General features: G+C 36.8%; 16 protein-coding genes. 14 read left to right on the top strand and 2 right to left on the bottom strand.

All coding sequences use genetic code 11. The features are described 5' to 3' along the window. Positions 1–40 precede the first annotated feature (40 nt). Positions 41–418, top strand: a complete 378-nt coding sequence (locus IGJ95_RS11440) for a YopX family protein (protein WP_438761905.1) — start codon at positions 41–43, stop codon at positions 416–418. A gap of 473 nt (positions 419–891) precedes the next feature. Here IGJ95_RS11440 and IGJ95_RS11435 read toward each other — a convergent pair whose 3' ends face one another. Then, positions 892–1,509, bottom strand: a complete 618-nt coding sequence (locus tag IGJ95_RS11435) for a CPBP family intramembrane glutamic endopeptidase (protein ID WP_438761903.1) — start codon at positions 1,507–1,509, stop codon at positions 892–894. A gap of 485 nt (positions 1,510–1,994) precedes the next feature. Between IGJ95_RS11435 and IGJ95_RS11430 the strand changes: the two genes are divergently transcribed. Then, positions 1,995–2,282 (top strand): hypothetical protein, encoded by a 288-nt coding sequence (locus tag IGJ95_RS11430; RefSeq protein ID WP_438761901.1) that lies wholly within the window; start codon positions 1,995–1,997, stop codon positions 2,280–2,282. 32 nt (positions 2,283–2,314) lie between these two features. Here IGJ95_RS11430 and IGJ95_RS11425 read toward each other — a convergent pair whose 3' ends face one another. Continuing rightward, on the bottom strand, positions 2,315–2,566 hold the full coding sequence (locus tag IGJ95_RS11425) for a hypothetical protein (protein WP_081367400.1): 252 nt from the start codon (positions 2,564–2,566) through the stop codon (positions 2,315–2,317). Between the two features lie 306 nt (positions 2,567–2,872). Between IGJ95_RS11425 and IGJ95_RS11420 the strand changes: the two genes are divergently transcribed. The 12 genes from IGJ95_RS11420 (at position 2,873) to IGJ95_RS11365 (ending at position 13,485) form a co-directional block, all read left to right on the top strand. Continuing rightward, the gene (locus tag IGJ95_RS11420) at positions 2,873–3,340 is read left to right on the top strand and encodes an ArpU family phage packaging/lysis transcriptional regulator (protein WP_071866027.1); all 468 of its coding nucleotides are present in this window, start codon (positions 2,873–2,875) and stop codon (positions 3,338–3,340) included. Between the two features lie 565 nt (positions 3,341–3,905). Beyond that, positions 3,906–4,088, top strand: coding sequence for a hypothetical protein (locus IGJ95_RS11415; RefSeq protein WP_023520218.1), 183 nt, complete (start codon positions 3,906–3,908; stop codon positions 4,086–4,088). 804 nt (positions 4,089–4,892) lie between these two features. Beyond that, positions 4,893–5,072, top strand: a complete 180-nt coding sequence (locus IGJ95_RS11410) for a hypothetical protein (protein WP_071866029.1) — start codon at positions 4,893–4,895, stop codon at positions 5,070–5,072. Next, positions 5,072–5,314 (top strand): hypothetical protein, encoded by a 243-nt coding sequence (locus tag IGJ95_RS11405; protein ID WP_071866030.1) that lies wholly within the window; start codon positions 5,072–5,074, stop codon positions 5,312–5,314. Before IGJ95_RS11410 ends, IGJ95_RS11405 begins: the two co-directional genes overlap by 1 nt. Continuing rightward, positions 5,304–6,569 (top strand): site-specific DNA-methyltransferase, encoded by a 1,266-nt coding sequence (locus IGJ95_RS11400; RefSeq protein ID WP_438761899.1) that lies wholly within the window; start codon positions 5,304–5,306, stop codon positions 6,567–6,569. The genes IGJ95_RS11405 and IGJ95_RS11400 overlap by 11 nt, the downstream gene beginning before the upstream one ends. 143 nt (positions 6,570–6,712) lie before the next feature. Further along, entirely contained in the window at positions 6,713–6,922 is a 210-nt protein-coding gene (locus IGJ95_RS11395) for a hypothetical protein (RefSeq protein ID WP_438745314.1), read from the top strand. A 55-nt stretch (positions 6,923–6,977) separates the two neighbouring features. Beyond that, complete coding sequence (locus IGJ95_RS11390) at positions 6,978–7,742, top strand: hypothetical protein (protein ID WP_438761897.1); 765 nt, start codon at positions 6,978–6,980, stop codon at positions 7,740–7,742. A 46-nt stretch (positions 7,743–7,788) separates the two neighbouring features. Next, on the top strand, positions 7,789–8,685 hold the full coding sequence (terS, locus tag IGJ95_RS11385; RefSeq protein ID WP_195514168.1) for a phage terminase small subunit: 897 nt from the start codon (positions 7,789–7,791) through the stop codon (positions 8,683–8,685). Beyond that, entirely contained in the window at positions 8,660–9,955 is a 1,296-nt protein-coding gene (locus tag IGJ95_RS11380; RefSeq protein WP_438761895.1) for a PBSX family phage terminase large subunit, read from the top strand. The genes terS and IGJ95_RS11380 overlap by 26 nt, the downstream gene beginning before the upstream one ends. A 14-nt stretch (positions 9,956–9,969) precedes the next feature. After that, positions 9,970–11,508 (top strand): phage portal protein, encoded by a 1,539-nt coding sequence (locus tag IGJ95_RS11375; protein WP_438761893.1) that lies wholly within the window; start codon positions 9,970–9,972, stop codon positions 11,506–11,508. 4 nt (positions 11,509–11,512) lie between these two features. Continuing rightward, entirely contained in the window at positions 11,513–12,661 is a 1,149-nt protein-coding gene (locus IGJ95_RS11370; RefSeq protein WP_195514171.1) for a phage minor capsid protein, read from the top strand. A 233-nt stretch (positions 12,662–12,894) separates the two neighbouring features. Beyond that, positions 12,895–13,485, top strand: a complete 591-nt coding sequence (locus tag IGJ95_RS11365; RefSeq protein WP_010733985.1) for a phage scaffolding protein — start codon at positions 12,895–12,897, stop codon at positions 13,483–13,485. Positions 13,486–13,488: the final 3 nt, after the last annotated feature.

Raw genomic sequence — 13,488 nt, 5'->3', positions numbered from 1 at the left:
AAGCTATTATTATTTTTCAGAATATGGAGGAAGACAGCAGATGATACTGAAGTTTCGGGCATGGGATAAGAAAAACAAGTCAATGCATGAAGTTGAATTAATAGATTTTAGCGATAATATAGGCTATTTATCCATAGAAAACGGTAGAGGTGATTGGTACAGCTTTGAAGTCGATACCATACTCATGCAATCCACAGGACTGAAAGATAAGAACGGTGTAGACGTTTATCAAGGCGATATTATCAAATGTACTAGCGGTTGTCCTCATGAAGTCATTTGGTTAGAGGAGTATGGCGGGACGTTTATCGGTGGTATGCCAGCATGGTATCTTTCAGGACTAAATAATGGCTATTCTTGGACGGGTGAAGAAGAGGTAATCGGGAATATTTGGGAGAATAGTGATCTATTAGAGGAGTAGACGTAAGAAACCAGCCATATAGACTGGTTTAGTTGTTACTTTTTAAAGCGATAGATTAGATATGCGATAAAAGTAACAACTGCGAGAAATAGGCCAATCAAATATCTAATAAAAACAGATAACGATTGATCAAGTCCATAGTTAAATATTTTAATTATAAAATAAAAAATCGGACATGCAAAAAGAAACATTGTGTAACATTGAGCATTACATTTTGCAAATCTACAAATAACTAGGACGAAAAGAATAACTATCACCCAAAAGATAACTTTTGCAGTTATAAACAAATGAGCCACCCCCTAAATCCCCCACAAATTAAAGCTAACACGTTAGAGATTTAGAGACGAATAATAAGATTGAAACTCAAACCAAAATCAAGTAGAGATGTAATTTTAGGAATCTATAATCACTAATCAATAATTCACAAAGATTAATAACTAGCGACAAAAAACAGTCCAAATGGACTGTAAATCTTATTTTATAAAGAAAGCTATAAAACCAAGAGAATCATACACGAAATGGCAAATCCAACTAACCCATATACTATCAGATTTCTTCCAAATATAATTTAGAGCAAGTCTTGCAGGCATCAAAGTTATTAATAATTGTAGGGGATGAAAACCATATGCAGGGATATGCCATATAGCAAATAGGAGGCTACAAATAATTGTTGACCAGAAAAAAGATAATCCTCTTGTTTGAAGAGCTAAAAGAATATTTGTACTTAATAATTCTTCTCCCAAGAGCATAAAAGGTATTTGTAAAAATATCATTGCCAATGAGATGGTTTCACCAATGGAATTAGTTGTAGGTTTACCGAATAAAGAAGAATAAAGCGAGGAAAATAATATGCCAGAAATCATAATTAATGGTATTCCCCAAAGTAAAACTTTGAAACTGAAGTGTTTAAACTGAGATAAAAACTCAGTCTTCAATAAGAAATAACCCGCTAAAGCAGCTAACAATAAATTCCAAACAGTTCCGAGTAAAGATAGAACGTTATTGCCCAAACCTGTATAAGGAAGGAACGAGTAAGAGAGGCCAATAATTATGGTTATAAAAAATAGAATAGTAGATGATTTCTTTTTCAATATTATCACACCTTTAGATTTGATAAGAACAAAGTAAGTATATAGATAAAAATTAAAAAAGCAATATAAATATTCATGTTGTTTAATTATTTATAAGCAAGAGACAAGGTACATGGCATGTGACAAATTCTGTTATATGAACAGTGTAGGCCTTGGATAGGATGATTTTCTATGATGAGAAGGAATCATGATGGCAACTAAAAAAACATATACAGTCGAAATTACATGTGATGTTTGTAAAAAGAAATTATTCGTGAAGGTGAGTCAAAAAGCTTTTTATCTGTTAATTGTGCTGTTAGAGAAATAGGATTTAGAGACGAGTACGGAAATTTTCACGAAGAAAATACGCAAACATTATTAGTTAAAGATTTATGTCCTGAATGCAGAGAGAAAGCTTATGAAAAGATAATTATTAGAATCTCTCAAATGTTTTCTCTAGACTATTATTATTCGTTTTTCAGTAATGAAGAACAGGAGGAAACAGAATGAAACTAAAAGACGAATTTTACACTGATGCTTATGGAATTGGTGGCTTGATGATGGATCTACCAACTAAAAATCCTATTAAGCAAGTGGAATCAGAAATTAAAGTTGGCGATATGGTTCGTTGTACAGCGGAAGAGTTCATTTATCCAATCAGAGGGTATGTAGAACGTGTGTATAATCATTCAGCAGTTATTCGTATTGAGAATACGATGGACTGTGACAAAGAACTAGCGAAGAGCAAAGCGAATGTTGCAGTGGCTCGATTAGTGGATATGAAGACTATATAAACAGCGAAAGAATGTACTTCTAAGAGAAAAATTTATTTTCTATAAAAATAGGAAAGTATCATTATGAAAAAGACCACAGAGATAAATAAACCTACCACATAAAAAATGAATATTTCTTGCGATTCAATATAGGTATGTTTAACAATTTGTACAATAAAAAATACTATAGGTAAAAAAGATAACATGAGGAGCTTATTTGTTCTAGAGTGTTTGACAAAGTAACAAAACGCGACAACACCAATACAAACGGGAATCCAAAATAACAGCATGCTCCACATAGTCACTCAACCATCTCCTATACGCTTTATTATCAATAGATAATATCATTTTTCGTAATAAAGATAAAAAAATAAGTAAGGCTTCTCATTAAATATAAAAAAGACAGCCGACCACTGGCTGTCCTTAGCAGAATATTGAAATAGTGAGCCATCTGTTTTCCGCCAGATAGCTCAACATGTATATGGGTAACGAGTGCAACCTCGCTACTTGAAAAGCTTAGCATAAGCATGGGTATAAAAAAAGCCGGATTCCTCCGACCTTAATTAATAATTCTGACACAATTATTATATCATAAATGGAGGAATCAATGGATGGTACTTTTCGATGTAAAGAAGTATGAGACACCAGAGGCAAAAGATGTGGATATGGATCGCACAAAACATAATGTTGGTGTTTTCCTTTCAGCATATCTGTCAGCTAGATGTAGGGTAGGTCAACCTCGTGAGCCTAAAGTAACAGCATCTTACTCCTTGGTTCCACCTTCTACTGCAAATAATACATTTGAAGCAGAACGAATGATGATTGAGAAAGAGGAAGCACAACAAGAATTTGAGTACTTGCACAAATTATTTATTCGTGGCTATTCAGCAATTCAGCATCCGCATAAACCTGATGTAACAGAAAGACGGAAAAAGATATTCTATGATCGTTATATCAACGGTATGTCGATTTATGTAACTGCTCAAAGAAATAATACGAGCGAGGAATCTGTAAAAGCAGAATCGAACAAAATCATCATTCAATTTGCTTCTTCATTAGAACTGGTTGCTTTTAAGTAGCCAGTTTTTACACTTTTTATACCCATTTACTACCCAGAAGCTTTCCTTTTTATACCTTTTTTGTACCGATCAACTACCTAGCAAATGATTTATTATGATAGTGTCGAAAGATTAGGAAACAGGACTTCGACAAAAACAATTTGAAGGGAGGAAATCTCCCTCATCGTTGTAATTAAGCTTCGATAGACAGCAGCAAATAAACTAAAGGATGTGGGGTTCAGCTCCTGCGGATAGTTCATATGTTGCTGTCTATTCTTATTATGTCGCTGTGGCGGAAGTAGGAGACGCAACGGTCAATGTGAATAACCTCGTGAGAACCTAGTAGGTTCTTGTGTGTAGTGCAATCCCACTCCAGTGACTTTGGGAGGACTTATTTAACACTGGTCAGTGTAATAAGTATCTGACCCATAACAATAGCAACTGAGGCTGTGGTAGGGAAGAGAAGCGGTTGTCAGGCTTGTGTAAGGTTGTTGGATTTGTTTGTATCTACAATATGAACATGCTTTACTAATTATCAAAAATTGTTTATCCTGTATGGAAAATGTTCTCAGAGGTGAAACGATTTATGTTAGAAACTAGTGAATTGAAAAAAGATGGCATCTACATGGCTAAAGTAGTCGGAGAAAAAGAACTTTATAAAATCAAAATTCGTAATATTTTAGAAAGAACAGCAGTCGTCGAGTTAGTGGACGACAGCAATAAGGTAGCTGTAGTTAAGTTAAAAGATATTAGAGAAGCTGTCCTATAAAGGATAGCTTTTTGTTTTGAGAAAAAAATTTGCCGGTATCAAATCTGGCAGATTGTAGGGCCTATTTACTTATAATTCGAGTTTTGCAACAAAAGCTACAAAATAAAAATTCGTCTGAGGGTCTTTTTAAGCTAATAGAGAGAAGAGCATCATTATGTTCTGTATGATACCCGATAGCAGTGATTTCATCTTTTTGTTTAATACGATGGCAAGTGCATTCGTGAATGACGAATCGATTATTCGATATTTTTAACTTTTTCTTTTTGATCACATAGTAAGGCATTTTACTTACCTCTCTTTTTTACTCTATTATACAGCGAAAGGATAAAAAGTCATGAAAAAGTTAAATCAGATGAATGATTAGAAGGGACAAGGTAAAGACTCGTAAGCAATACAAGCTACATTTTTTTACAACATTTGATCAAAGTGTATTGTCTAGGGAGGACTGTTTACACAAGTCTGTCACTTAGAATGTATGAGATAAACTTGGATGTTACAGAGTCTTGCTACCAATATCTTAGGAGGGAATTATGAAAACGAGGCAAATAATTTGGAGAAAGATTACACGCTAATCCAAGATGCGTCAGAGGCCAATAATCAAATTATATCAAAAAAGCCTATACTAGTTTCCGCTAGTATAGGCAAATGACTATAGTAAAAAACAGTTTACAAAAAACGAGCATTAATGTCTAGTGAAATCATTATTGCCCATTTATAAGAAAATCAAACACACTTCTCTGTGTAGTTACATAAGATCGCTCGTTGAGAGGTCTTTTTTATTTTGTCTTAAGGAGGAATGAACTCATGAAACAATACACTGATAAAGATTTTGAGGAAATGAAACAATTAAAGAAGGGCTTTGAAGAAGTTGGTCAAGGTCAAGTATTTACGATTGGAACTATTCAACGTAGATTACGTGTTGGAAAGGAACGAGCTACTGCTCTTTACAATGATTTGATCTCAGATAGAGAGAAGGCCACGTGATGAGAAACTACTGGTACGTATCACTATCTAATAGGTATCCACAGCCGAATGAAGGTGATCTAGTTAGAGTCGTCCAGTCAGTTCAGATCAAAAAGAAATACTCCATTGTAGAAATGACCAGAGAAGCGACACCGAAAGAAATTGACAAATATAATCTTCGATACTGTGGATATGGCTACTTTAATGAATCACATATTGAAGAAAATATTAACAAGAATTCGAGGGATACAAATGCAAATTGAAGTAATGAAGTTACAGGACTTAAAGCCTGCTGATTATAATCCAAGAATTAAGTTAGAACCTGGTATGGCCGAATACGAGAAGTTAAAACAGTCCATTTTGGAATTCGGCTTTGTTGATCCACCTATTTTTAACAAACGAACAGGAAATCTCGTAGGCGGTCATCAACGGGTTGCTGTGGCTAAAGATTTGGGCCTATACGAAGAGATAGACGTATCTGTCGTTGATTTACCACTTGATAAGGAAAAAGCTCTTAATGTGGCTCTCAATAAGATTACTGGGCATTGGGATGATGAAAAGCTTTCTGTTTTGTTGAAAGAATTAGAAAATGAAACCATTGTTTTAACAGGGTTTGAATCGGAAGAAGTAGAAGAATTACTTACTGCGTTTGAGTATAAAGAAGATACCGAAAAGCCTGTAATAGAAGATGGATTCGAAGTGAATGAATTTATAGAAAATCATTCTGATCCTAGAACTAAATATGGTCAACTATGGAAGCTGGGTAAGCATTATTTATTATGTGGCGATGCTACGAAAGCGAGCGACGTCGAAAGATTGCTACAAGGTAAAAAGGCGAATTTAGTTGTCACTGACCCACCATATAATGTAGCGGTGAAATCTGATAATAAAGAATTAAATGAATCTGGACGAGAAAAAATTATGAATGATGACATGAGTGATGAAGAGTTTGATCAATTTTTAACATCTATATTCCAAAACTATGCTAATGCAATGGAAGACAACTCGGCAATTTATGTCTTTCATGGATCTTCTTATCAGCGAGAATTTGAAAATAGCATGAATGCCGCAGGAATTATAGTTCGGTCGCAGTGTATTTGGGTTAAAAATAATGCAACATTTGGTTGGAGTCAGTATCGTTGGCAACATGAACCAGTTTTCTATGCACATAAGGACAGATATGCACCTACGTGGTACGGAGATAGGAAACAGACAACGGTTTGGCAAGACGACTTACTAGAAGATTTACCAGCAACCATTTGGAGAGTTCCCAAAGATGATGTGAATGCATATTATCATCCGACGCAAAAGCCATTATCACTTATTGCTATACCAGTAAAAAATAGTTCTAAAAGACAAGATATCGTTTTAGATTTGTTTGGTGGCTCTGGTAGTACATTAATGACCTGCGATCAGTTAGAACGTATTTGTTATACTCTCGAATTAGATCCTCTATTTTGTGATGTAATTATTGAAAGATGGGAACGAGCAACAGGGAACGAAGCGATTTTAGTTTAAGAATAAAAAAGAAGCCGAGTGCGCTAACACCCGACTACTTCAACAAGGACCGTAAGCCCCCGAAGACACAGAAACCACACGCGCGTGCTTTCTAGTCAGTTCTGTGTCTTTTAGCATTTTAACAAATGCGGGGTGCTTACACAATGGAAAACAAAAACTTTGATTTAGATTATGAGATTGAAAAGGCAATGGAGAAAGCAGAGTCCATTCAAGAATATAAAAAGATCATTCGTATCGCTTTGGGGAAATGGTTAAAAAATCTCCAATCAGGACAAATCAAGTTAGATAAAGTTTCCGACTTAAAGATATTGATTGAAGCGGATTTGATGCTAAAGGATATTGATAATGATTAACAAATTTCATAAAATTCTTGATATACTTTAAGTAAAGTGTATTGGGAGTGTTTTTATGGAATGGTTAAAATTATGGATACCTTTTGTTGGAACTATCTTGGGTATTGGTGCTAATGTTTACATTAGTTTTAGGCAAAGTAAAAAACAAAACGAATTTCAGAAGAAATTGAATCATCAGCAACAAGAATTCCAAAAAGAAATGACTCAAAAACAAATAGATGCTAATTTAAAAGCAAAAGCAAGAATAGAATGGATAAATGAAGTAAGGTCGCTCTCAGCTAGCATTATTTCTGGCTTTGCAGAAATAAAAAAAAATAATACTCATTTTGAAGATAGATATCTAGAAATTAGTAAAGATGCAGAACTATTAAAGTTGTATTTTGGAGCATTTGAGGAAAGTGATTCTAAAAAAATTGATGAAAGTATTCTTTTAAATAAGACAAGCAACAAGAATAAAAATGCCCATATATTCAAATTTATTGACTCAATGCTAGATGATTACAGTGAATTTGGCATAAAAAAATATAAGTTTAATTTAAAAGAATATAGTAAATATCAAGATGAAATTAAAAGATACGAAGAACATATGATGGAATATTGCACTGTAGAAACTGATGAGTTTGGAAATTTAGAAATTGTGCCAACTGACGAAGGTTGGTTTGCTCATAACTTTTATTTTGGAGAAGTTCAAGAACTAAAAAGGAAAAGTACGAAATACTATTGGTATATGAGAGAATACGATAGTAAAATCACAATGTTTGAAAAGATTATTTCTATATATTTAAAACTAGAATGGGAGAAAGCCAAAAAAGGAGAATAGAAAAACAAAACTCAACCTAATCAGATTGTGAGGTGGTGTATATTGAATGGCAAGAAAGCGTGATCCAAGACGTGATGAAGCTTTCGAATTGTTTAAAAAGTCTAATGGAACAATAACTAACCGAGAAATTTCTGCAAAGTTATCTGTCCCAGAAAAAACTATTTCAGCATGGAAATCACGTGACAAATGGAATGAAGTACTGCAAAAAGATGAATGTAGTACTTCAAATAATCATTGTAGTACTGCAAATAAAGGTGGCGCACCTATCGGTAACCAGAATGCCATAGGGAATAAAGGGAATAGCAGAGCATCGCCGCCATCAGGTAATAAGAACGCTTTGAAAACTGGCGAATATGAAACAATATTCTTTGATACGTTAAGTGATGATGAGAAGGACATCTATTCAAGTTTGGATGATGATCCTTCTTTTGTTTTGTCTGAAGAAATACGGTTACTGAAGATTAGGCAGCTACGAATGATGAAAAGAATCAAAAAAGCCGAAGAAGGGCTAAATGAGGAAGAAGTTGAGCGACTACAACAGCTAAGAAAAATAAAAACTCCCATAGAAAAAGATGGCAAAAAGCTAGAAATCAAACGTGAAGCAATGCAAGATATCCAAGTAAGTAGAAAAGTATACCGTAAAATTGATGATATTCTTTCAATTGAAGATTCGCTAACTCGGATTAGTAACCAGTTGACAAAATCGATTAAACAACTAAATGAATTATCTCTATTAGGAGGAAAAGTTGTATTAATGGAAGAGCAGAAACGGAAGCTAGCCTTTGAAGCGGATATTCTCGAACATAAAGTCTCTAAACTTATTCTGAAACAAGGTGAGCAAAATAAAGTACAGGGCCTTATCGATATCGGTCAATCGCTTATTGGCCCAATAAAGAAAGATGAGGAGAGTGATGCAGATGAGCCGGTTGAAACTATCGACTAAGCAACAAGAGAATATTTTCCAATCGCTCAAGGGAATTCGGATGGAATTGAACGAGGGAACGATTCGTTCGGGAAAAACGATGTCAGATGCACAAAAGATGGCGCTGATCTATGCAGGACATCCCGACACCAATCATCTTGTACTTGCTTACAACCAAGAACAAGCTTACAGAATGTTTATGGATTGTGAAGGGTTCGGACTGGAACATATCTTTGCCAGCTGTGCTGAAATTCGACACGATGAACATGGAGATCATTTATGGATCAATCTACCAGAGGGAGAAAAGCGGATCTATTATAAAGGCGGCGGAAAAGTCAATGCTGTCGGCGCTATCACTGGTATGTCATTTGGAACTGTCACTTTTTTGGAATTCAATCTGCTTAACAAAGCGGTCATAGAGGAGGCTTTTCGTCGGACTAAAGCTTCTAGTTTTCGTTATCATCTCGCTGAACAGAATCCGCCAGCACCAAATCATCCGAACCTAGAAACTCTTAAACCCTTTATAGAAACTGGGTCTTTTAAGTTTCGTCATTGGCGACCACAAGATAATCCTATTTTAACGAAACAAGCTTTGAAAGAATGGGAAGCGGAATGTAAAGTCTCCGAGTATCTTTACAAACGAGATTGGCTAGGTGATCGTGTGATGCCTGAAGGTGTGATCTATTCAATGTTTAACGAAGATACTCATCTGTCGAAGGGAATCATCGGCAAGCCTGTAGAAGCATTCTTTAGTGCAGACGGCGGACAAAGTGATGCAACTACCTGTTCCTTAAATCTCGTTACATGGAAAGACGGAAAGTATTATCTCTATCGAATGGCCAACTTCTATCATAGCGGTACTGATACAGGGGTAACAAAAGCAATGAGCGAGTATGCCAAGGAAATTAAGCAGTTTAAAGAATGGTGTTATAAAGAGTGGTCATGGCTGCCTAAGCATTCAAAATTCTTTGTCGATCCAGCCTGTAAGTCATTGAGTGAGGAATTACGTGTGTTAGGAATCGTCACAACAAAAGCAGACAACAACTCAAAAGACAAAGTAACCAGCAATGGCACTAAAATTGAAGTAGGGATTGAACGAACGCAAAGCGCCTTTTCAAAAGGACGCTTTTTTCTTTACGATCATGATGGCAAGTATGGTCACTATCATTTCATCAAAGAATTAGGAATGTACGTTCGGAATGATTCGGGCTACCCAGTGGATAAAAACAACCATGCATTAGACGAATGTCGTTATGCGATTAATTACTTTACGAAACGCTATGTTCTTTAGCAGGAGGTGATCAGGTGTCATTTTGGCAAGCAATAAAAAGAGTTTTTGGAAAGGGGGCGGTTGCGATAGGAGCGAAAAAAGAGTTACAAAGTATTTTAGATCATCCAAAGATTCAAATGAGTCGTGAAGAATATGATCGTATTCAAAACAGCTTGCTCTATTATCAAGGGTACACCCATTGTAATTCTGATCAGAGGGCAAAGGCGAATATCAATATGGCCCGCAAGGTTGCTTCTGAATATGCGAAGGTAATGTTCAATGAACAGGCAGAAATCACGATCGGAAAAGACGATAAATCAAAAAAATATGATGAAGCTAGCGCTTGGATAGAGTCTGTGTTTCAACATAATGACTTCAAGCGTAATCTCAGTAAGTATCTTGAACCAGCAATGGCTCTTGGTGGCTTAGTTGTGCGACCTTATTTCAATGATCAATCAGGACAAGTGGAATTTTCATGGGCGCTCCCGGATGCTTTCTTTCCATTGGAAAGTAGTACAAATAAGATCAGTCAGTGTGCAATGGCATTTAAAACGATCAAAACCCAAGGGAACAAAACGTTCTATTATACCTTGTTAGAATTCCATGAGTGGATCGATGGTGAGTATTGGGTCTCTATGGAACTATACGAAAGTGAAAAATCTAATGTGTTGGGGATGCAAGTATCTTTAAACACATTAAAGCAGTACGAAGAGTTTGAGGCGGCTGTTCATGGTGAAGAAATTGAACGTCCAATCTTCTCTTATTTTAAGACAGCAGGTTTTAACAATATCAACCCATACTCACCACTTGGTGTTGGTGTGTACGATAACTGTAAACGAACACTTGATCGATTAAACAAAGCACTTGATGCGTTCGATCATGAAATTGACGTAGGAAAGAGAAGAGCGGCCTTTCCTGAATCTATGCTAAGTGGAATTCCTGACAAGGGAACAGGCGAAACGAAATTAACCTTTGATAAAGATGATGACTTCTATGTCATTGTTCCTGGTACGGACCCTGATGAATTTAAAATTACTGATTTAACTCATGATATTCGAACAGAACAATACATCGGAGCAATTAATCATCGCTTGCGACTTCTAGAAATGGAAGTGGGGCTGTCGACTGGTACGTTCGTTTTCGATGGTGCCGGGGTACGTACGACGAATAAGACGGCAACTGAGGTAATCAGCGAGAACTCGCAAACGTATCAATCAAGGAACCAACAAACAACCGAATTAGAGGAATTCATTCGGGATGTTGTACTAGCGTTGTGTGAGTTAGGGCGGGCCACAGAAGTTGATGGGAAACCACTATTTAGTGGTGAATCTCCAAATCGTGAAGAGATCGGTGTGAACTTTGATGATGGCATCTTCTTAGATAAAAAGTCAGAATCTGATTATTATCGTGAACTGAAAAATGATGGGCTGATTCCCGGATGGTTAACTTTAGCCAAAATAATGAAGTTGCCTGAAAGTAAGGCAAAAGATCTTTACCGACAAGCGCAATTAGATATAGTTGATGAGACTACTGGTAAAATACGAGATTCTGGATACGAAGACTTCGAGGAGTGATTGAATGGCCATTACACCCAACCAGCTAGATATTGAGGCTTCTTACATTCAAGATGCTTATATGGCGATGGAAGATGAGATCATGAGGATGCTTGTCCGCCAGTTAAACAAGCCAACGAGAACACCGCTCACAGAAGATAATGTGCTTCGATGGAAGCTTGAAAAGATGCAGCAATTAAATTTGTTGAATCAACAATCTTTGCAGCAAGTGGTCAATGAAACAAGTCATTATTCTTATGATCAGTTACGTAAAATCATCGTGGATATGGGATTTGAGGTCGTTTCAGATCTCGACAAGAATTTGGCTAAGCAAACCGGAAAAGAATCGCCACCACGAACGGAGATCGACAATGTGATGGAGTCATATTTCAATCAGCAATGGCGAGAGCTCGACAATCATGTCAATCAAACGCTGATCGACACTAATTATCCGAATAATCCACTGGCTAAGATGTATCAACAAGTTTTAAACGATACTGTAGCCAAAATCATTGGCGGCACTAAAACGCCACAACAGGCGCTTAGAGAGTCGATCTATGCGATGGTGGAAAAAGGGGTGATGACGACCTTTGTCGACAAGGCAGGGCGTGAATGGAGCCTTGAGCGGTACGTTCGGATGGTTTTAAAAGCAACCACTCACCGTGTTTATCAAGATCTGCGACTTAAGCGAGGCTTAGAGCATGGCATCGTCACTGCTTTAATGAGTAGCCATGTGGCTGCACGACCACACTGTGCCCATATTCAAGGTGGATGGGTATTGCTTGTCCGTAAAGAGGATGCGCCGGAAGAATTACGGCACATTCCATCGATCTATGATCATGGATACGGTGAGCCTGACGGAACCCAAGGTATTAATTGTCGACATCGATTGTACATCCAAATCTATGATCCGGATCTTGATATTCACATGAAGCAGTATGATCCAAAGCAAGCGATTGACAATGCAGACTTGGTTGCCAAGCAACGACGCATGGAAGTCGCTATTCGTCGTGCCAAGCGGCAGTTGAACGGAGCAACGACAATGGACAACAAAGAAGATGTTCTGCACTTCAAACAACTGGTCAGACGACGTCAAGCAGCACTGCGTACTTTTATCAATGAGCATGATCAATTGTTACGTCGGGATTATTCGAAAGAGCAAGTGTATTCATAGAAGGAGAAAGTATGGTGGAGGATTAAAGCAAATTGAGCTTATCTGAAATCTTACTAACATTTTATGAAATTGGTCTTGCTTTGAAGTTTGAGGATTTTGGTTTGTTTAGTCTAGCTTGCTAGGCTTTTATTTTGTCCTGAATATGACATTAAACTGTTCATCTACCGAGTGAGCGGTATAACTCACACTCTAAACTGGTACCAACCAGAATAAAAAGGAACGGAGAATGAATCATGGAATGGATCAAAGAAATTTTATCAAAACACGTCGGAGAGGATGGGAAGTTTGATCTAGACGGAGCGACAAAAGAAATAAAATCAGAATTTCCGAAAAATGCTGTGCCTAAAGCTGATTTTAACGATAAGTCTCAAAAGCTAAAAACTGCAAACGAAGATTTAACCGCCGCAAATGCGCTTGTTGAGCAGTTGAAAGCATCAAACAGTGGAAATGAAGATCTGCAAAAACAAATTGATGACTATAAAAATCAGTTAGAAACCGTAACCGCTGAAAGACTAGCAGATCGTAAGAACGCTGCGATCGAATTAGCTTTAACACAAGCTGGAGCTAAGAACATTACAGCTGTGAAAGCTTTGTTGAAGGCAGATGAATTGGAAATGACTGACGAAGGAGTCAAGGGATTAGATGATAAAGTAGCCTCACTGAAAAAAGATGAAGGCTATTTGTTTCAATCAAGCGATCCTGCACCACAGCCAAAGAAAAAGCAGTTTGTGGCTGCTGGTAATACAGGTGGTGGTGAGCCACCTAAAGAAAAAAGCTGGAAAGATAATCTAGCAGAGAATATTGCAAGAACAAAAAATAATTAGGAG

The sequence above is a fragment of the Enterococcus sp. AZ156 genome, assembly GCF_051714165.1.
Taxonomy (GTDB): domain Bacteria; phylum Bacillota; class Bacilli; order Lactobacillales; family Enterococcaceae; genus Enterococcus_B; species Enterococcus_B pernyi.
Note: the sequence above shows the minus strand (reverse complement) of the source record. Positions and strands in the feature narration are given on the sequence as shown.